Source organism: Alteromonas infernus, assembly GCF_902705815.1.
The window spans coordinates 55164-74356 of record NZ_CACSIG010000054.1 but is presented as its reverse complement, the minus strand read 5'-3'; the positions used below and the strand labels follow the sequence as shown (position 1 = coordinate 74356).

Annotated in this window: 17 protein-coding genes; 12 read left to right on the top strand and 5 right to left on the bottom strand. The window is 46.9% G+C overall.

The annotated features are described in order from the left end of the window. Positions 1–11: 11 nt before the first annotated feature. The 12 genes from murD to mutT all read left to right on the top strand — a co-directional run bounded on the left by murD (position 12) and on the right by mutT (position 15102). Positions 12–1451: a UDP-N-acetylmuramoyl-L-alanine--D-glutamate ligase gene (gene murD, locus ACX5J7_RS12940; protein WP_287150643.1), complete on the top strand. Its 1440-nt coding sequence runs from the start codon at positions 12–14 to the stop codon at positions 1449–1451. Next, the gene (ftsW, locus tag ACX5J7_RS12935; RefSeq protein WP_024016778.1) at positions 1448–2860 is read left to right on the top strand and encodes a cell division protein FtsW; all 1413 of its coding nucleotides are present in this window, start codon (positions 1448–1450) and stop codon (positions 2858–2860) included. Before murD ends, ftsW begins: the two co-directional genes overlap by 4 nt. Beyond that, complete coding sequence (gene murG, locus ACX5J7_RS12930; RefSeq protein ID WP_071952422.1) at positions 2853–3947, top strand: undecaprenyldiphospho-muramoylpentapeptide beta-N-acetylglucosaminyltransferase; 1095 nt, start codon at positions 2853–2855, stop codon at positions 3945–3947. The genes ftsW and murG overlap by 8 nt, the downstream gene beginning before the upstream one ends. Further along, positions 3947–5392, top strand: a complete 1446-nt coding sequence (gene murC / locus ACX5J7_RS12925; protein ID WP_287150640.1) for a UDP-N-acetylmuramate--L-alanine ligase — start codon at positions 3947–3949, stop codon at positions 5390–5392. The genes murG and murC overlap by 1 nt, the downstream gene beginning before the upstream one ends. A gap of 1 nt (position 5393) precedes the next feature. Beyond that, entirely contained in the window at positions 5394–6362 is a 969-nt protein-coding gene (locus tag ACX5J7_RS12920; protein WP_012519454.1) for a D-alanine--D-alanine ligase, read from the top strand. 2 nt (positions 6363–6364) lie between these two features. Beyond that, positions 6365–7135 (top strand): cell division protein FtsQ/DivIB, encoded by a 771-nt coding sequence (locus tag ACX5J7_RS12915; RefSeq protein WP_015067823.1) that lies wholly within the window; start codon positions 6365–6367, stop codon positions 7133–7135. Positions 7136–7142: 7 nt separating this feature from the next. Beyond that, a complete protein-coding gene (gene ftsA / locus ACX5J7_RS12910; protein WP_014980043.1) occupies positions 7143–8372 on the top strand; it encodes a cell division protein FtsA in 1230 nt (409 codons plus the stop codon). A 108-nt stretch (positions 8373–8480) separates the two neighbouring features. Further along, entirely contained in the window at positions 8481–9647 is a 1167-nt protein-coding gene (gene ftsZ / locus ACX5J7_RS12905; protein WP_015067821.1) for a cell division protein FtsZ, read from the top strand. A gap of 212 nt (positions 9648–9859) precedes the next feature. Continuing rightward, on the top strand, positions 9860–10771 hold the full coding sequence (lpxC, locus tag ACX5J7_RS12900; protein WP_498707314.1) for a UDP-3-O-acyl-N-acetylglucosamine deacetylase: 912 nt from the start codon (positions 9860–9862) through the stop codon (positions 10769–10771). A 179-nt stretch (positions 10772–10950) separates the two neighbouring features. Continuing rightward, positions 10951–11829: a M23 family metallopeptidase gene (locus ACX5J7_RS12895; protein ID WP_020746439.1), complete on the top strand. Its 879-nt coding sequence runs from the start codon at positions 10951–10953 to the stop codon at positions 11827–11829. A 181-nt stretch (positions 11830–12010) separates the two neighbouring features. Continuing rightward, complete coding sequence (gene secA, locus ACX5J7_RS12890) at positions 12011–14719, top strand: preprotein translocase subunit SecA (protein WP_474376150.1); 2709 nt, start codon at positions 12011–12013, stop codon at positions 14717–14719. Then, positions 14719–15102: an 8-oxo-dGTP diphosphatase MutT gene (mutT, locus tag ACX5J7_RS12885; protein WP_020746438.1), complete on the top strand. Its 384-nt coding sequence runs from the start codon at positions 14719–14721 to the stop codon at positions 15100–15102. The genes secA and mutT overlap by 1 nt, the downstream gene beginning before the upstream one ends. Positions 15103–15192: 90 nt before the next feature. Here the strand turns inward: mutT and ACX5J7_RS12880 are convergent, their stop codons facing one another. The 5 genes from ACX5J7_RS12880 to ACX5J7_RS12860 form a co-directional block, all read right to left on the bottom strand. Beyond that, complete coding sequence (locus tag ACX5J7_RS12880; protein WP_474376149.1) at positions 15193–16065, bottom strand: aspartoacylase; 873 nt, start codon at positions 16063–16065, stop codon at positions 15193–15195. A 192-nt stretch (positions 16066–16257) separates the two neighbouring features. Then, the gene (gene yacG / locus ACX5J7_RS12875; RefSeq protein ID WP_012519434.1) at positions 16258–16485 is read right to left on the bottom strand and encodes a DNA gyrase inhibitor YacG; all 228 of its coding nucleotides are present in this window, start codon (positions 16483–16485) and stop codon (positions 16258–16260) included. Between the two features lie 90 nt (positions 16486–16575). Continuing rightward, entirely contained in the window at positions 16576–17328 is a 753-nt protein-coding gene (gene zapD, locus ACX5J7_RS12870; RefSeq protein ID WP_015067815.1) for a cell division protein ZapD, read from the bottom strand. Between the two features lie 212 nt (positions 17329–17540). Beyond that, positions 17541–18155 (bottom strand): dephospho-CoA kinase, encoded by a 615-nt coding sequence (gene coaE / locus ACX5J7_RS12865; protein ID WP_015067814.1) that lies wholly within the window; start codon positions 18153–18155, stop codon positions 17541–17543. Positions 18156–18176: 21 nt separating this feature from the next. Continuing rightward, positions 18177–19070 (bottom strand): prepilin peptidase, encoded by an 894-nt coding sequence (locus ACX5J7_RS12860; RefSeq protein ID WP_474376148.1) that lies wholly within the window; start codon positions 19068–19070, stop codon positions 18177–18179. Positions 19071–19193 lie beyond the last annotated feature (123 nt).

Here is a 19193-nt window from a genome sequence, read left to right as displayed (position 1 = left end):
GACACACATTAATGTCGTATAACGTACGTGAGCATAGTTATGTAGTCGGTGGCCTAGGTGTTACAGGTCAGGCTTGCGTGCGCTTCTTGTTGCAACACAAGGCAACCGTGAAAGCGTTCGATACGCGGCCTACCTTTAGCGCACCTGAAAACCTTGATACAAGCATGCAAGCATTCATGGCTGAAAAGGTAACTTGTCGCGCTCTTAGCGCCGATTACTTTGACGGCGTTGATACCTTGGTGTTAAGCCCGGGTTTGGCGCTAGATATCGAGCAGGTGGAATTAGCGAAACAGTGCGGCGTTGAAGTGATTGGTGACGTTGAGCTGTTTGCTCGTTTGAATACATCATTTAAGAGCGACACACCAGCGAAACGCGTTGTCGGTATAACGGGGTCTAACGGTAAAACCACGGTCACGTTGTTGGTAAACCACCTACTTAACGCATGCGGCGTAAAGAGCATTGAGGCAGGCAACGTTGGGCGACCTGTACTTGAAGCCCTTGAAAGCGACGCAGATGTAGTGGTGATGGAACTATCGAGCTTTCAACTTGAAACAACCTCAAGCCTAGTTCTAGAGGCTGCCACTGTGCTTAATATTTCCGATGATCACTTAGACCGCCACGGCACCCTTGAGCATTATGTTGATGCAAAACATCGTATTTTCGCTAACGCCAAGTCAGCGGTAGTGTGGCGCGATGGCGAGTTTGTCGCGCCAGACGACGCCTTGAATGTCGAAAGCCAGGCTAATGCGCAAAAAGCAAATCAAAATGGGCTTTTGCGAAGCGCGATAGAATACGGTCTTGGTGCCTCTGATACCGGCTTTTCAATAGTCACAATGTTGGACAGCAAACATATCGCATTTAACGGCAAGCCAATTATTGCGCTTAGCGATATTCACTTAGCGGGCATGCACAATGTATTGAATATCATGGCCGCGCTGGGCATTTGCTGTAAGCTCGGGGTTTCACCAGACCAAGCGGTTAAGCATTTACATAGCTTTAAGTCTGCGCCGCATCGCTGTGTGGAAGTTGCGCGGGTGAATAGCGTGCGCTATATCGACGATTCTAAGGCAACAAACATCGGTGCAACCATTGCTGCTTTAGAAGGGATAAGCCCCACAATTGCGGGTAAACTTTTACTTATTGCGGGTGGAGACGCCAAAGGCGCAGACATAAGTAGCCTAGCCCCTTATCTTACGCAATACGTGTCACATGTTTTTGCCTTAGGCAAAGACGCCCACCTGTTTGCGCAAAGCTTTGCACATACAACCCAAGTCGCGACCATGAAAGAAGCGGTGAAAGGGGCTTTACGATTAGCAGCGCCAGGTGATGCCGTATTACTATCGCCAGCATGTGCAAGTATAGATATGTTTAAAAACTACATGCATCGTGGCGAAATGTTTAAGCAAACCGTGCATGACTTACTTGATATAAAGCAGGAGGCCGTATCATGATCACAGCCTCTACTAAGTTAAGTGCGTTGTTTGCCGCCAAACACGATGGCCAAGCAGCGGCGAAACACCCCTATGACGTTACGCTTATTCTTATCGCGCTCGCACTGATGAGCATAGGCGTAATTATTGTTACGTCTGCGTCGATGCCTGTGGCTGACAGATTACACGATAACCCTTTCTACTTTGCAATTCGCCACGGTATTTACATTGTGGGGGCCATTATCGCCGCCATGATTGTGCTTAATTTACCGATGCAATTTTGGCGCATGACCAACCCTTATTTATTACTAGCTGCAATAGTGCTACTCCTTGCCGTACTTGTTGTGGGAAGGACAGTTAACGGCAGTACCCGCTGGCTCGCAATCGGGCCTATTACTATTCAAGCCGCTGAGCCAGCCAAGCTCTTTTTCTTCGCTTATCTTGCTGGCTACTTAGTGCGCCGTTATGAAGAGGTAACGGAAAACCTAAAAGGCTTTTTAAAGCCGCTGGTGGTGTTCTTCGTATTAGCGATGCTGCTATTACTTCAGCCTGATTTGGGAACGGTGGTTGTTATGTTTGCCACGACTATTGGCTTGTTGTTTTTAGCTGGTGCAAGGCTGTGGCAGTTTTTCGCACTGGTATTCGTAGGGATTTTGGCAGTGGTCGCCCTTATCGTGTTCGAGGAATATCGATTAAAGCGGGTGACATCATTTCTCGACCCTTGGGCCGACCCTTTCGGCGCAGGCTACCAGCTTACTCAGTCATTGATGGCTTATGGGCGAGGTAACTGGTTCGGACAGGGGCTTGGCAATAGCTTACAAAAACTCGAATTTTTACCAGAAGCACACACCGATTTTGTCATGGCGATTTTAGCTGAAGAGTTAGGCTTCGTGGGCGTAGTAGCGGTACTGGGGCTTATTTTGTGGATGGTACTTAGAGCATTGCGTATTGGAAATCAGGCGCTTGAAAAAGGCCGCGCATTCGATGGCTACCTCGCATATAGCATCGGCATTTGGTTTAGCTTTCAAACGGCGGTAAACATTGGCGCAAGCGCAGGTATTTTGCCTACTAAAGGATTGACGTTACCCTTGGTAAGCTATGGTGGCTCTTCGCTTATTATCATGTCGATAGCGGTAGCAATATTACTTCGCATTGACTTTGAGTTACGGGTTGATGGTGTGCAGGCAATAGGGCGCGGCGATGCAAGAGATGCTAAGCAAAAGCCACGCAGGAAAAAGCCTATAGCTGCCGGCGTAGCGAAAGACGCAGACATCAATAGCAAAGATAAAACGGTTGATGATGACGATAACTTTGCCTCGTCAACGGTAGAAGCTAAGCCAGCCACAAAAGCTTCATCGGCAGAAGATGAAGGCAAAGCCGGCATAAAAGCCATACTCGCTCGCGTAGCACAGGAGGCTGACAATGGCTAAGCGTTGCTTAATTATGGCTGGGGGTACAGGCGGCCATGTTTTCCCAGGTCTTGCCGTTGCCAATGCGCTTCGAGCGGAAGGCTGGGATATTCATTGGCTAGGCACCGCCGAGCGAATGGAAGCGCAAGTGGTGCCTAAACACGATATTCCCATTCACTTTATCCCTGTGAAGGGGCTGCGAGGCAAGGGCATTTCAGCGCGTATCCAAGGTGCAGTGGCATTGGTTAAAAGCTTGTTTTCAGCGCGTCGAATCATAAAGCGGCTACAGCCTGATATTGTTGTTGGGTTTGGCGGCTATGCCAGTGGGCCGGGCGGCGTTGCGGCCAAGAGTTTAGGGATCCCTGTCATTGTTCACGAGCAAAATGCTGCGGCAGGTATGACAAATAAGCTGCTGAGCAAACTCGCAAGTCGCGTGCTTCTTGGCTTTGATGATGCTAAAGAACAATTTTCAGGCGCTGCGGATAACGTGCATACTGTGGGTAACCCCGTTCGCGATGACATTTGGCAGGTTAAACCCAAAAAACGAGAGTCATACGCAGGGGCTACATCCCTTAATATGCTCGTGGTCGGTGGAAGTTTAGGGGCACAAATTTTAAATGAAACCGTGCCGGAAACCTGCGGCGTACTAAATGGTCTTTCTATAAAGCACCAGTGCGGAAAGGGAAACAGCGACGCTGTTGCAAAAGCCTACGAGAGCGTAGGGGCTGACATGGCTAACGTGGAGGTAAGCGACTTCATCGACAACATGGCAGCCGCTTACGAATGGGCTGATTTTATTGTATGTAGAGCCGGCGCGCTTACCGTTAGTGAAGTGGCTGCGTCTGGCCGCGCCGCGATTTTTGTCCCCCTGCCATTTGCAGTAGATGATCATCAAACAAAAAACGCGCAGTCGTTAGTGAAGCAAAATGCAGCGCTAATGATTGCACAATCTGTATTGAAACAGAACTTAGGGCAGGCAGTGCGTCGATGGTTAGAACACCCCGAAGACTGCTTAAAAATGGGTGCGCTAGCAAAAACATGTGCAAGCATTCATGCCACGGAAAATGTAGTAAGCCACGTTAAAAGCGTGGTAGGAGAAGGGGACTAATGGTTTTTAAAACCCCATTTGAAAGCCCGCAAATGCGCAGGGTGAAAAATATATTTTTTATCGGCATCGGCGGTGCCGGTATGGGCGGTATTGCAGAAGTACTGCTAAACGAAGGTTATGCAATTTCAGGCTCAGATATTCAAGAAGGGCCTATGACAAAACGCTTAAGCGAATTAGGCGCTGATGTAAAAATTGGTCATCGTGCAGAAAACGTAGAGGGCATGGACGTCATTGTTGTGTCTAGCGCTATCAATGAACAGAACCCGGAAATTATAGTAGCGCGCGAACAGCGCATTCCTATCATTCGCCGGGCAGAAATGCTCGCCGAACTCATGCGATTCCGTCACGGTATTGCCGTAGCGGGCACCCACGGTAAAACCACAACAACCAGTTTGATTTCCACTATCTTCGCGGAAGCAGAGTACGACCCAACGTTTGTTATCGGTGGTTTGTTAAATAGCGCGGGCACCAATGCACGCTTAGGCAAAAGTCGCTACCTAATTGCTGAGGCTGATGAAAGCGATGCGTCGTTCCTGCACCTTCAGCCCATGGTATCTGTGGTAACTAATATCGAAGCTGACCATATGGACACCTACGGCGGTGATTTCTCAAAGGTAAAAGACACCTTTGTTGATTTCCTGTCTAACTTGCCATTTTACGGGCAGGCTATAGTGTGCGGTGACGATGCTAATATTCAAGAGATTCGCCCTCGCATAGGCCGTAGCATCATCACTTACGGGTTTGAGTCTCATAACGACTATCGCGCTAAAAATATCAGCCTGTCGTTTGGCAAAGCAAACTTTACGGTTATTCGTCCCGATCACGATCCCCTTGAGATTACGCTGAATCTTACCGGGAATCACAACGTGCTTAACGCCCTTGCAGCAATCGCTGTGGCCACAGATGAAGGAGTCAACGATGAGGCGATTATTCGAGCGTTGGCAGGCTTTGGCGGTATTGGCCGTCGATTCGAGCAATTAGGTACGTTTGATACCAGTAAAGGTGAAGTTTGTTTGGTTGATGACTACGGACACCATCCTACAGAAGTCAGAGCCACAATAGCCGCTGCGCGAGCCAACTGGCCTGATAAGCGCCTTGTTATGGTGTACCAGCCTCACCGCTTCACGCGTACCCGAGATCTCTATGAGGACTTCGTGGAAGTTTTATCAAGTGTTGATGCGCTGTTATTGCTTGATGTTTATGCTGCAAGCGAGCAGCCTATTGAGGGCGCGGATAGCAAATCGCTATGCCGCTCTATTCGCCAGCGTGGTCAGATTGAGCCTGTTTACGTGGGTGATAAAGATGCTCTGCCGGGAATTCTAGCGAACATTATGCAGGACGGCGATATCGTGATGACCCAAGGCGCAGGAAATATTGGGCAAATTGCTAAGTTGTTGGCTCGTCACGAGTTAGAGCCGAATACACTTACAAAGGAAGGAAAATAAGATGTTTAAACCTTCAGTAAGTACACACTCACCTGAAAAGTATGGGAAAGTAGCCGTACTTTTAGGCGGTGACTCGGCCGAGCGTGAAGTATCGCTAAATTCGGGAAATGCGGTGCTAAACGCACTGTTAAGACAAGGGGTAAATGCATTTGCCTTTGACCCCGCAGAGCGCCCGCTTAACGATTTGCTGTCGCTAGATGTTGATAGAGCTCTCATTATGCTTCACGGTCGCGGCGGTGAAGATGGCGCTATGCAGGGGGCTCTTCAGTTTTTAAAAATACCCTACACGGGAAGCCGAGTTTTAGGCTCAGCGCTGGCGATGGACAAAATTCATACTAAGCAAGTGTGGCAAAGTTTAGGTTTACCCACTGCAAAATATGAAATTGCTGACAAAAGGCACTTTGAAGCTGGTAAGTGCAGCGCTATAATGGATAAATTGGGGAATGAAGTCATGGTAAAACCGGCCAGAGAAGGGTCGAGTATTGGCATGGCGAGAGTGACAAGCGCTAAACAGCTCGAAACTGCCATTCAGGACGCTTTCAAATACGATAATCAAGTCCTGTTAGAGCAGTACATAGACGGCCCTGAATTTACTGTTTCTGTGATACAGGGGCAGGCGTTGCCGTCTATTCGCATGTCTACTCCACATACATTCTATGATTATGCTGCGAAATATCAGGATAATACAACAGAATACTATTGCCCAAGCGGTTTGTCTGAAGAGCAAGAAGCACAGCTTGCAAAGTTAGCTTCTCGTGCGTTTGATGCTATTTCTGGCAGCGGTTGGGGCAGAATTGATGTTATGCAGGACAATCAAAGGCAGTTTTATTTGCTAGAGGCAAATACAGTGCCTGGCATGACAGAAAAAAGTTTGGTGCCTAAAGCGGCCAAAGTTGCAGGTTTAACGTTTGACGAGTTGGTGTTGAGTATTCTTTCGACCAGCTTTGATGATGTTGCAAATAAGGCGTAGGCGTGGCTAATACGAATACTAGTCAAGACAAGCGCGCTACTGAAAAGGGCGGCAAAAGCAAAACGGCAGTATGGGGCGGTGTCGCTTTCTTACTTTTCGTTATAGCAGGGTTAGTATTTGGCGGGCTTAAAGCGAACCAGTATTTGCAGGACGAACAGCAAATGCCGGTACAGGTTATCGATTTTTCTGGTGATTATCAGCACATCGATATTACTAAACTAGAGCGGTTAATACGCAAAGCGCAGCCGGGAAGCTTTTTTGCGCTCGATGTCAACGAAGTGTTCGAGTTGGTTGAAGCCCAACCTTGGGTGTATCGTGCATCGGTAAGAAAAAAGTGGCCAAACACGCTAAAGATTTATTTGGTCGAGCAACAGCCTGTAGCACAGTGGAACGAAGACTTGTTGTTGAACCCCTACGGAGATACGTTCAACGACGAAGGCATAAAGCTTGATTTACCGCGCCTTTACGGGCCTGGTGGCAGTGAAAAAACGGCCCTTGAGGGTTACAACGCTATGCACGCGCTGATATCGACGACAAACATGACATTAGATGAGTTGTCGTTAAGTGAGCGATTTGCATGGCAAGTGCAGTTGAAAAACGGCATTAAGTTGAATTTAGGGCGTCAGGAGTTTATCGATAGGCTACAACGCTTTATTGATGTGTATCCTCTTTTGGCGCAACAAGAGAAGGCGGTGAAATACGTCGACCTTCGCTATGACACGGGTGTCGCCGTTGGATGGAAAGACGACAGCACCACAGATGAAGAGAGTTAAGGAAACCATGTCAAAACCTGCTGAACGCAATTTGATTGTAGGACTAGATATCGGCACCAGCCAGGTAAAGGCTGTGGTGGGTGAATTACTAGAAGATGATCAAATCAGTATTGTTGGCGTGGGCACCCATGCATCGAAAGGGATGGATAAGGGCGGCGTTAACGATTTGAACTTGGTGGTTAAATCGGTACAGCGTGCGGTAAACGAGATGGAGTTAATGGCAGATTGCCGTGTGTCTTCAGTGTTCATGTCTATCTCGGGCCGCCATGTGAAATGCCAGAACGAAAATGGCATGGTACCGATTAACAACCAAGAAGTAACACAAGAAGACGTAGACAATGTTATTCATGCGGCGCGCAGCGTGCCTATTGCTGCTGAACGTCGTCTGCTTCATGTGCTACCTCAAGAGTTTACCATTGATGTGCAGGAAGGAATTAAAAACCCGATTGGCATGTCAGGAGTACGAATGGAAGCAGACGCTCACATTATTACCTGTGCCGATGATATGGCGAAAAACATGGTGAAATGTGTAGAGCGCTGTGAGCTGAACGCCGATCAGCTGATTTTCTCAGCGTTGGCGTCAAGCTATGCGGTATTAACTGACGACGAGCGTGAGCTAGGCGTTTGTGTCGTTGATATTGGCGGCGGTACTATGGATATGGTTATCTATACTGACGGCGCTATCAGACACACTGCAGTTATACCGGTTGCGGGTAATCAAATTACCAGCGACATCGCTAAAATATTTAGAACGCCTATCAGCAATGCAGAAGAAATTAAGGTTAATTATGCCTGTGCATTGAAAGATATGGTGAGTATGGAAGACAGTATTGAAGTACCTAGTGTGGGTGGACGCCCGGCTAGAGTAATGTCTCGTCATACGTTAGCTGAGGTAATTGAGCCTCGCTACCAAGAACTTTTTGAGCTGGTGCATGACGAAATTCGCGCCAGCGGTCTGGAAGAGCAAATCGCAGCAGGCCTTGTACTTACAGGCGGTACCGCTAAGATGGAAGGTGCTGTGGAATTTGCCGAAGAACTTTTCCAGATGCCCGTGCGCGTGGGCAAACCCATTAACGTAAAAGGTTTATCTGAATACGTTGATGACGCAGGATTTGCGACAGTCGTAGGACTGCTGCAATATGGCAAAGTACAATCTGATAATAAGAAGTCCAGTACGCAGAAGACCGGTGAAAGCTTGTTTCATCGAGTGCAAAGCTGGTTTAAAGGTGAATTTTAATTTTATTTTGGGGGCGCTATAGCTACGGCATTAAGGCTAGCAGGATGCAATTAGCCTAAGGGAATGACCTGGCGTAGTGTTTAAAAGACGTACAACCGGAGAGTAAGTATGTTCGAATTAATGGATAGTCACGGCGAAGAAGCCGTAATCAAAGTCATCGGTGTCGGTGGCGGCGGTGGTAATGCAGTTGAGCACATGGTGTCTCAAAGCATTGAAGGCGTAGAATTTATTGCAGTTAACACCGATGCGCAGGTGCTTCGTAGCTCAAGCGCAGACGTTACGCTTCAAATTGGTTCAAGCGTAACCAAAGGGCTAGGTGCAGGTGCCGATCCGAACATTGGTCGCGAAGCCGCACAAGAAGACAGAGAAACCATCCGCCAGGCACTAGACGGCGCAGACATGGTTTTCATCACCGCCGGCATGGGTGGTGGTACAGGAACGGGTGCAGCGCCAGAAGTGGCAAAGATTGCCCGTGAAATGGGTATTCTTACGGTGGCGGTTGTTACTAAACCATTCCCGTTCGAAGGTAAAAAGCGTACCTCGTTTGCAGAGCAAGGCATTGTAGAGCTTGCTAACAACGTAGACTCGTTAATTACTATTCCTAACGAAAAGCTATTAAAGGTAATGGGTCCAGGCACGCCACTACTTCAAGCGTTTAGCGCGGCGAATGACGTGCTACGCGGTGCGGTTCAAGGTATTGCCGAGCTAATTACTCGCCCTGGTCTTATCAACGTTGACTTTGCAGACGTACGTACTGTTATGTCTGAAATGGGTAAAGCCATGATGGGTAGCGGCGCAGCGAGCGGCCCAGATCGTGCTGAAGAAGCAGCTGAATCAGCAATTGCCAGCCCACTGCTTGAAGATATCGACCTGTCAGGCGCGCGCGGTATTCTTGTGAATATCACAGCCGGCCCAGATTTCGCTATCGATGAGTTTGAAACGGTAGGTAACGCCGTTAAAGCGTTCGCATCAGAAAACGCGACTGTGGTAGTAGGTACGGTTATCGATATGGAAATGACAGAAGAGCTTCGCGTTACCGTTGTTGCAACGGGTATTGGCGCAGAGCGCAAGCCTGACATTTCGCTAGTAAGCTCTGAAGGTTCTCGTCTAACGCAGCCTGCTAAAGAATACGGTAACACACAAACAAGTGAACCGCGTTCGGCTGTAGGCGGTACAGAAGGTAACCAGGCACTTAAAGCAGATGATAGTGCTCAGCCAGACAACGATTTGGAGTACTTGGATATTCCTGCGTTTCTGCGCAAGCAGGCAGACTAATTTAGCTGCCTGAAAACGAAGGGAATTATTTTACGCTTGTGTTGTCTCACCTTATAAGGTGTAGAAACACAACGTGAAGAATTCGCGTGAATAGGTTAAAAAAATACGTAATTTGACTGAGTGAAATCCGTCAGATCGGGTATTTTTTGACATGTGAGTAAGAACTCACTATAATTCGCGCCCGCTTTTTTAATAGGTAAAAGCTTAAGCAGATGATTAGACAACGTACAATCAAGCAATCGGTACAAGAGACCGGAATTGGGCTTCATAAAGGGGAAAAGGTCACAATGACTCTCCGACCTGCGCCAGCAAACACGGGTATCGTGTTTAGGCGTGTTGACCTTGAACCACATGTTGACATACCTTCGCGTGCGAACGCGGTAGGTAATACCATGCTGTGTACGTGTTTAAATAATGAAGACGGTGTAACTATCCAAACGGTAGAGCACTTAGCGTCTGCGTTAGCGGGTTTAGGTATCGACAATATTATTGTTGAAGTAGACAGTAACGAGCTGCCAATTATGGACGGAAGTGCTAGCCCGTTCGTATTTTTACTTCAATCTGCAGGTATTGAAGAGCTAAACGCGCCTAAGCAATTTATTCGTATTAAAAAGCCTGTTCGCGTAGAAGATGGCGACAAGTGGGCCGAATTGGTACCTTATGATGGCTTCCGCGTTGATTTCCAAATTGACTTCGACCACCCGGTGATCAGTCAAACTCGTCAACACATGGTCATGGACTTCGATTCATGTTCTTATGTGAACGAAGTAAGTCGCGCGCGTACCTTCGGTTTTATGAGCGATTTAGAGTATATGAATGCTAACAACCTAGCGTTAGGTGGTAGCATGGAAAACGCAGTGGCGCTAGACGAATTCCGCGTGCTTAACCCTGAAGGGTTGCGTTACGATGATGAATTCTTGAAGCACAAAATATTGGACGCCATTGGTGATTTATATCTTGGCGGACTCAGCTTGATTGGTGAATTGCGTGCATATAAAACGGGCCACGGCCTGAATAACAAACTGCTTAATGCAGTGTTAGCGCAAAAAGAGCGCTGGGAGTTCGTGACTTACGACTCGCAGGAATCAGCACCAATTCGTTATGCTCAACCCGTGTTAGCGTAAGATTTTTAAAAAGCCGCCTTACGGGCGGCTTTTTTTTCGTATGGCAATTACTGAAATTAATGATACAGTAGCCGAATAATTAATATAAATTTCACCCATGTGTAAAAAGTGGCAAGGTAAGGCACTCGCCTTAACGTAAAGTCATAACACAGGCGTGAAACAGCAATAATCTCCGTGGTATGAAACTAACTATTACATTGGCTGGTAAAAATAAACGCTACAGACACAGCATTCGTGTCCGTACGCTTGTTAGTGCTACCGTGTTATCGTCAATTTTTATGTTAGTGTCGAGCCGTTCTACCGAATCGGTATCTGAAGATATTGCTCGTGTGCGTTTAGCCCAAACAGAAGTCAACGAACAACAAAAAGATGTTGAGGCGCTAAAGCAACAAACCTCCGTAAAGATAAAAGCCTTACTTTCTCACGTTGCTGAACTTTCAGCACAAGTTACATTGCTAGATGAGAAAGGTAAGCAAATAGCAACAGAATTAGGTATGTCAGCGGCTGACCTGGACGCTTTCGTGCCGGTATCGATACCGGATAACCTTCAAGACGATCCCATCCTTAACGAAATAGCTAAACTAGAGCAATCTCTCGATTTGAAGTCTCAACAGTTATCTATGCTTGAAAGTTTGGTTAGGGGTCACCATATAAACGAACAGAGCCAATTATCTGGTCGTCCCATTGAGTCAGGATGGTTGTCTTCTTATTACGGTATGCGGGCCGACCCGTTTACCGGCAAATCAGCCATGCATAAGGGTTTAGACTTCGCCGGTAAAGCAGGGGAGAACGTAGTTGCCACAGCAGCAGGTATAGTGACCTGGGCAGGCGAACGCTACGGTTATGGCCAGCTAGTCGAAATTGATCACGGTGATGGTTTTGTTACCCGATATGGGCATAACGACTCCCTTACGGTTTCAATTGGTGATGTGGTCACTAAAGGTGAAGCTATCGCTAAAATGGGCAACACTGGGCGCTCAACCGGCGTGCATGTTCACTACGAAGTAATAAGAAACGGAAAACAAGTCGATCCTCTGCCTTTTGTCTATAAAAAGTAGATAGAGGCAGCAGCCAGGTAAATTCGCGTAGTAGGTGCGTTTTATTAATAAAGCACTAATGACGACGAAACATTTTTTTAGAACATCGCTAAACACCCCTTAATTAGGGCTGTGTTTTATAGGTTTAATTTAGCTGTGCACGTTGTGCGGCGCCTCGACAAGTAGTGGAATATAAAAGCTAATGTTTTCAAGCATCCTTCGAAAAGTATTCGGTAGTAGAAACGACCGACTATTAAAAAAATTACGCAAAAACGTAGATGCCATTAATGCACTGGAAGCAGAATTTGAAAAGCTTTCTGATGAGGCGCTAAAGGCAAAGACCGACGAATTTAAAGCCCGTATAGAAAAAGGCGAAGCGCTAGACGATATTCTTGTAGAAGCGTTCGCTACAGTGCGAGAAGCCAGTAAGCGTGTATACGGCATGCGTCATTTCGACGTGCAAATGCTTGGTGGTCAAGTTTTACACGAAGGCAAAATCTCAGAAATGCGTACGGGTGAAGGTAAAACCCTTACCGCGACGCTACCTACGTATTTAAACGCATTGTCAGGCAAAGGTGTCCACGTCGTTACCGTGAACGACTACCTTGCCCGTCGTGACGCTGAGTGGAGTAATCAGTTATTTACCTTCCTTGGTATGCGTGTAGGCTGCAACATACCGGGTATGTCACCTGAGCAAAAGCGTGACGCTTACCAAGCTGATGTGACTTATGGAACCAACAACGAGTTTGGTTTTGATTACCTGCGTGACAACATGGCATTTAGCCCTCAAGACCGCGTACAGCGCCCCCTTAACTATGCAGTAGTGGATGAAGTTGACTCCATTCTTATTGACGAAGCCCGTACGCCGCTTATTATTTCAGGTCAGGCCGAGGATAGTTCAGAGCTTTATCGCCGCATCAACACCATTATTCCTAAGCTTGTTCAGCAAGAAAAAGAAGATGAAGAAGGCCAAGAAGGCGACGGTGATTACACTATCGACCTTAAAGCAAAACAGATTCATCTTACCGAGCGCGGTCAGTTACACGTTGAAGAGATACTTCACGAAGAAGGCTTATTGCCTGAAGGTGAGTCGCTGTTCGCTGCGGGCAACATTTCATTGCTTCACCATATCAATGCTGCACTTCGCGCGCACAATTTGTTCTCGAAAGACGTAGATTACATCGTTAAAGAAGACCAAATCGTTATTGTTGACGAGCACACGGGTCGTACCATGGAAGGACGTCGTTGGTCTGAAGGTTTACACCAAGCGGTAGAGGCAAAAGAAGGCGTTCGTATTCAAAACGAAAACCAGACGCTAGCCTCTATTACTTTCCAGAACTACTTCCGCCTGTACAACAAACTTGCGGGTATGACAGGTACAGCTGATACCGAAGCGTTTGAATTCAACCATATTTACGGCCTAGAAACGGTAGTGATCCCAACTAACCGCCCTATGCAGCGTAAAGATATGCCAGATCTTATCTACCTAACGGCGGAAGAGAAGTACGAGGCTATTGTTGAAGATATTAAAGCGTGTGTTAAGCGCGGACAGCCAACCCTTGTGGGCACCGTGTCTATCGAAAACTCTGAGCTTATTTCTCGCATTCTTAAGAAGTCGAAAATTCCTCATAAGGTACTAAACGCCAAGTTCCACGAACACGAAGCTGACATTGTTGCTCAAGCTGGTAAGCCTGGCGCTGTCACCATTGCAACTAACATGGCCGGCCGCGGTACGGATATCGTACTTGGTGGTAACTGGCAGGCCGAGCTTGAGAAAATCGAGAATCCGACCGAAGCACAAATTGAAAAAGTAAAAGCGGCGTGGAAAGAAAGCCACGATGCGGTACTAGCGGCAGGCGGTCTTCATATAATTGGTACCGAGCGTCACGAGTCACGCCGTATTGATAACCAGCTACGTGGCCGTTCAGGCCGTCAGGGTGACCCTGGTTCAAGCCGTTTCTACCTATCACTAGACGATGCCCTAATGCGCATCTTTGCCTCTGAGAAAATGGGCAACATGATGAAGCGTTTAGGTATGGAACGCGGTGAAGCGATTGAGCATCCGTGGGTGACCCGCGCTATTGAAAATGCCCAGCGCAAAGTAGAAGGTCGTAACTTCGATATTCGTAAGCAACTGCTTGAGTACGATGATGTGGCTAACGATCAGCGTAAGGTTATTTACGAGCAGCGCAACGAGTTGCTAGATGAAGGCGACATTAGTGAAACTATCGCTGTAATCCGCGAAGATGTTGTTTCAAGCGTCGTGGACGAATACATTCCGCCACAATCACTAGAAGAGATGTGGGACGTAAGCGGCTTAGAAGAGCGTATGCGCGCCGACTTCGCGGTAGACCTGGCTATTAAGACATGGCTTGAAAATGACGACAAGCTGTATGAAGAGAAGCTTCGCGAGCGCATTTTGAATGAAGTCGTCGATGCGTATAAACAGAAAGAAGCGGTTGTGGGCGAGCAGGTGCTACGCCAGTTTGAAAAAGCAGTAATGCTACAAAACCTAGACAGCCACTGGAAAGAGCATTTAGCGGCTATGGATCACCTTCGTCAAGGTATTCACTTACGTGGCTACGCGCAGAAAAACCCTAAGCAAGAATACAAGCGTGAGTCGTTTGCGCTGTTCTCTGAAATGCTAGAAGCGCTTAAGGTTGAGGTTATTACTATCCTTGCCCGCGTTAAAGTGCAAGCAGAAGAAGACGTGCAAAAAGTAGAAGAACAACGTCGCCAAGCTGACGATGTACCAAAGAACTTTGAGCATAAAGACGCCACCGCAGCGCCAGAGGAAGCGAGCGACCAAGTGCGTACACAGGTTCGTGAGGGAGCCAAAGTAGGCCGTAACGACCCATGCCCTTGTGGTTCAGGTAAAAAGTATAAGCAGTGCCACGGTAAGCTTAAGTAATGAAAGTAGTACACGTTGCTGTGGGCGTTATTGCCCGCGGCGATGAAATCTTCATTACCCTTCGCCCAGACAATGTCCATCAGGGCGGGAAATGGGAGTTTCCCGGCGGTAAAGTGGAAGCAGGCGAAACCGTGCTTCAGGCATTAAAGCGAGAGCTTGCTGAAGAAGTAGGTATTAGCGTGAACCACAGCGAGCCTGTGATTGTTATTACCCATGACTATGGCGACAAGCAAGTTAAGCTAGACGTTCATCGCGTTTATGACTTTACCGGTGAGCCCCATGGCAAAGAAGGTCAAGCATCGCGATGGGTTAACATTAATGCGCTTAACCCAGAAGATTTTCCCGAGGCAAACGTGCCTATAATAAAAGCATTACAGAAATAAAAATGGCCACAATATGATGTGGCCATTTTTTTGTCCGAACTATTTGTAACATCTGCGCGTTAAATAATGAAAACAGATGGTTGATTAGGCTTAAAGCACTATTCGCTCTGAGGTCGCAAACGCCACGTTAAGCTTGAAGTAAGCGGCTTCGTTAATGAAGTGAGGGTAAGTTTCTTTATCACTGTTCCAAGTAATATCTTTCCCGTCAAACGTTCTAAACACAGGCATGCCCGGCATTAACGGCTTGAAATCACTATCTTGAAGGGCGTGGTGAATCATTGCAGTACGCTGACCATTTTCATCCAGCGGAAACCCGACGTTTTCACCTAAGCGAAATGCTTCGCATTGTGGCAAGTTGTCAGTTGATATACTGCCGTTGTTATAAGCCATGCAGAAGTCTAAAATGACCTCGGCCATGGTTTGCGTTAGAAGGTACACATCTTCTCGTAACACCCCCTGTGGCTGGCCGCCCACTTCTATCATCACGCCTTTTTTGCCCGTGGTACACAAGTAACCATGGTCAAGATAAGGCTTTTCGTCTTCCACCAGAATATTGGCCTCGGGCATGTGATGCTTCACATAACGCGCTAACTGGGTATGGAATTCGTCAACTTCCAGAATGATTAACGTTGCGCCCATTTCGCTGGTGGTGTTGTGAATGTCAATCACAAAGTCGGTCTTCGAATTCCCCTTAGGGCCGAGTTGTTGGTTTAATGACTTAGCCAGTACTGCTTCCTTGGCGCGACTCTCATTCGCAAGTCCCGCTAAGGTGAACTGCCTATTTAGGTCTTCTTCAACAAAACGAACATTAGCAGCCAGCGCTGCTTCGTTGGCAATAGATAAAGAAACGTTTAGTTCGTCGAATCGAGCATGAAGGCCGAACTGTTGCCAGTTTCGAATCAGTTGAATACCACTGGTTTCATTTCCATGTGTACCACCAACAAGCGCGATAGAATTAAACATTCATGTTCCTTTTAAAAAATTGATGATGGGGAAGCCACAGGGCAACCCGTTAAAGTGAACTAGCCATGCAATCATTGAAAAGCGTATCTCGCATTACCAGATAATAGCCTGATACTACCCCACTGGACAACACACTTAAAACCATGCCTTGGGACTTTACCTAAAGTTCGTCTGTTCACCTATTTGAAAAACTTAGTGCTTAAAAAAGTCGTCAGACTGCTCGGCTAGCATGGCTTCTATTTCTTCAACATCAATATGCTTTGGGGTGGCATCTTCTGCTGGTTTACCGGCAATCTTTCTATCTTCAGCCGCCCACTCGCCTAAATCGATAAGCTGGCACTTCTTACTGCAAAAAGGGCGAAACTCACTTTCAGGGCTCCACACGACCTGTTTAGCACAAATAGGACACTTCACTTCCATAATACGCTCCAGTGAAATACGTCACGCAAAGCTGAACACTCAATTATGAATGCTGTTGCGATAACAAAGGGAAAAGGAATTGGTGATAGTTTAACAGGCAGCGAGGCGAAACTGAATATTGCTTTCTACTGCGCCGCTTTGGCCTTCTTCTGGAGAAAACAGCATGAAGCGCAGTGCATACCGGTATTTATTTCCACTAAGCGTAGGGTAGTAGCCATCGTCTACGCTACACTTCACGCGAATGAGTTCATTTTTATCTTCGGCCGCGCCTTGATAAAAGCCATTATCTGCAACGGCATCGACAAACTGACCACGTTCACGAATAAAAGAAAGGCTGACGGCAATAGCGTCATCAAGCAGACCTAAGGTATCGAGCCATTGATGTATATCAGCGTGTCGCTGCTCAAGAGGTTGCTGTAGCCAGAAGTGCAGATTAGGCAAGTCGAAACTGCATGCACCGCCTGGAATCGCAAACCGTTGACGAATAGCACTAAGCAGTTTGTCGTCTTTTAACATACTGCCAAATCGGCGATCGGTCTTCAGTTTTTGCCTTAATGTCAGTACGGTTTTAAGGGCTTGCTCTAACGCTGCGCTGTCAATTTTAGGGTGTTTCGACCAATAGACGAGATTCTTTTCGTGGGCTTCAAGATCTTTCGTTAAATCAGAGCGTAAATCTAGCCTTTCAATTAAATCTAAAAGTTCGAAAAGCTGCTCAAAGAACACAAGCTGCAGGTGAGTATGCTCAGATTTAGCCGTAATTTTTAGTTGTCCAAGCAGCTGCTCAACACGTAGATAGTTACGTACTTTTTCCTTTAGCGGAAATTCGAAAACAGCGTTACCCATGAAACCCCTTAAAACACGTTGATTTGGAGAAATTGCGCCAAAATGCAATAAAACAGCGAATGGCAATAAGCCTAAAGCATCAAAGCGTTTAAGCCAAGTACACTTGTTCGACAAATCTTTTGTTTGACGCTATTTGTTCAAAAAAGTTTCAAAAAGTGTGCTTACAATGGGGGAAGCTTGCGTATTCGCTAGATATACCGTTAAACGCACATTTATTTAGCAGAACGTTTCAACAGCATTTTGTGAAGTTTTGAGACTTGGTCTTCAAGAGCGGATAAGGTTGTACTGTTATCCAAAACTTTATCTGCCGCTTTTATTCGTTCTTCTCGGCTGGCTTGAGACGCCATAATACTTTTTATGGTCTCTGCTGAACTACCGTCTCGCTTTAGCGCGCGTTCAAGCTGCATGGTTTCAGGGCAATCTACCACTACGACATAGTTACACATTTCCGTAAGCTTGTTTTCCACTAAAAGCGGTACTGATAAAATGCAGTAGGGCGAGGATGATTCGCCAATAAGCTGTTGCATACGTGTGCGAATAAGGGGGTGAAGTAACCCATTCAGCCAGTTTTTCTCTTCGCTGTGTGCAAACACTCTTTCCCGAAGCGCCGCACGGTTGAGGCTGCCATCTTCAAGTAAAATAGTGGGGCCAAAGCGCTCTGTAATCTTACTTAAGCCTTCAGACCCAAGCGCTACCACATCCCGAGCGACCTCGTCTGCGTCAACAATATCTATACCGCGTTGTTTAAAAAGGTCGGTGGCAGCAGTTTTTCCACTACCAATGCCGCCAGTTAACCCTACTACAAATGGAGATCGGGATGTTGCCATAATCATTCTAGCCTTATCGGTTTAAAGCACGTAATCAAGGTAAGTAGTGATAATTTCAGCTTTAAAAAGCAGCGTAAGCCACCCTGCTACAGCAAGGTAAGGGCCAAAGGGGATGGCTAAGGACTTCCCCTTATTTTGCACAACCATAATAGCAATACCTGCAATGGCGCCCACTAATGATGAAAGTAAGATGATAACGGGGAGCCCTTGCCAGCCTGTGAACGCACCTAAGGCGGCAAGCAATTTAAAATCGCCATAGCCCATGCCTTCCTTGCCCGTAACAAGCTTAAATAACCAATATACCGACCACAAGCTTAAATAGCCTGCCGCCGCGCCAATAATGGCGTCGGTAGTGCCAACAAAAATGTTTTGAGTACTTAACAGCAGCCCAAGCCAAAGTAAAGGAAGCGTGAGCTGGTCTGGCAACAACATTTTATCTAAATCGATAAATAGCAAAGCCACGAGTACGTAGGTAAAAATTACGGCCCAAAGCGCTTGAGGTGTAGCGCCAAACTGATAGGCTGCGAAGGTGCAGGCGATGGCAGTGAAAAGCTCAACCAGCGGATAGCGTACTGAAATACCTACCTTGCACTTGGCACATTTGCCCCTTAGAAATAGGTAGCTAATTATTGGAATGTTCTCCCATGCGCGAATTTTGTGGCCGCAGCTGGGGCAAGTACTGTCTGGTTTTACCAGGTTAAAGACATCGTCTTGCGAAGGAGCGTTAGGTGTGTCTAAGCTGGTATCACTTTCGGTAAAATAGCTTTGGTATTCCTGCTGCCAGCTGCGCTCCATCATGATGGGTAAGCGATAGATCACTACATTTAAAAAGCTGCCAACCATTAAGCTTACTAAGAAGATAAGGGTATAGAAAATAGCGGGGTATAGTTGGCTAAGGGTTATTATAGCGTCCATGAAGTGCAATTCTTTTAATTTTAACAGTGGTCAAAAAAAGGCCTTGGCTTTTAGCTTTTTATAAAGCGCCGTTCTAAGGCGCGGTAGCCAAATTCAGTCTATGTGCTTTAAGCTAACCGTATT

What these genes read in the sequence shown, in the direction of transcription:
- ACX5J7_RS12895 (WP_020746439.1), top strand. Translation starts at nt 10,951, where the DNA reads ATGAAACTAACTATTACATTGGCTGGTAAAAATAAACGCTACAGACAC.
- coaE (WP_015067814.1), bottom strand. Translation starts at nt 18,155, where the DNA reads ATGGCAACATCCCGATCTCCATTTGTAGTAGGGTTAACTGGCGGCATT.
- murD (WP_287150643.1), top strand. Translation starts at nt 12, where the DNA reads ATGTCGTATAACGTACGTGAGCATAGTTATGTAGTCGGTGGCCTAGGT.
- mutT (WP_020746438.1), top strand. Translation starts at nt 14,719, where the DNA reads ATGAAAGTAGTACACGTTGCTGTGGGCGTTATTGCCCGCGGCGATGAA.
- zapD (WP_015067815.1), bottom strand. Translation starts at nt 17,328, where the DNA reads ATGGGTAACGCTGTTTTCGAATTTCCGCTAAAGGAAAAAGTACGTAAC.
- yacG (WP_012519434.1), bottom strand. Translation starts at nt 16,485, where the DNA reads ATGGAAGTGAAGTGTCCTATTTGTGCTAAACAGGTCGTGTGGAGCCCT.
- murC (WP_287150640.1), top strand. Translation starts at nt 3,947, where the DNA reads ATGGTTTTTAAAACCCCATTTGAAAGCCCGCAAATGCGCAGGGTGAAA.
- lpxC (WP_498707314.1), top strand. Translation starts at nt 9,860, where the DNA reads ATGATTAGACAACGTACAATCAAGCAATCGGTACAAGAGACCGGAATT.
- murG (WP_071952422.1), top strand. Translation starts at nt 2,853, where the DNA reads ATGGCTAAGCGTTGCTTAATTATGGCTGGGGGTACAGGCGGCCATGTT.
- secA (WP_474376150.1), top strand. Translation starts at nt 12,011, where the DNA reads ATGTTTTCAAGCATCCTTCGAAAAGTATTCGGTAGTAGAAACGACCGA.
- ftsZ (WP_015067821.1), top strand. Translation starts at nt 8,481, where the DNA reads ATGTTCGAATTAATGGATAGTCACGGCGAAGAAGCCGTAATCAAAGTC.
- ACX5J7_RS12880 (WP_474376149.1), bottom strand. Translation starts at nt 16,065, where the DNA reads ATGTTTAATTCTATCGCGCTTGTTGGTGGTACACATGGAAATGAAACC.
- ftsA (WP_014980043.1), top strand. Translation starts at nt 7,143, where the DNA reads ATGTCAAAACCTGCTGAACGCAATTTGATTGTAGGACTAGATATCGGC.
- ACX5J7_RS12860 (WP_474376148.1), bottom strand. Translation starts at nt 19,070, where the DNA reads ATGGACGCTATAATAACCCTTAGCCAACTATACCCCGCTATTTTCTAT.
- ACX5J7_RS12920 (WP_012519454.1), top strand. Translation starts at nt 5,394, where the DNA reads ATGTTTAAACCTTCAGTAAGTACACACTCACCTGAAAAGTATGGGAAA.
- ftsW (WP_024016778.1), top strand. Translation starts at nt 1,448, where the DNA reads ATGATCACAGCCTCTACTAAGTTAAGTGCGTTGTTTGCCGCCAAACAC.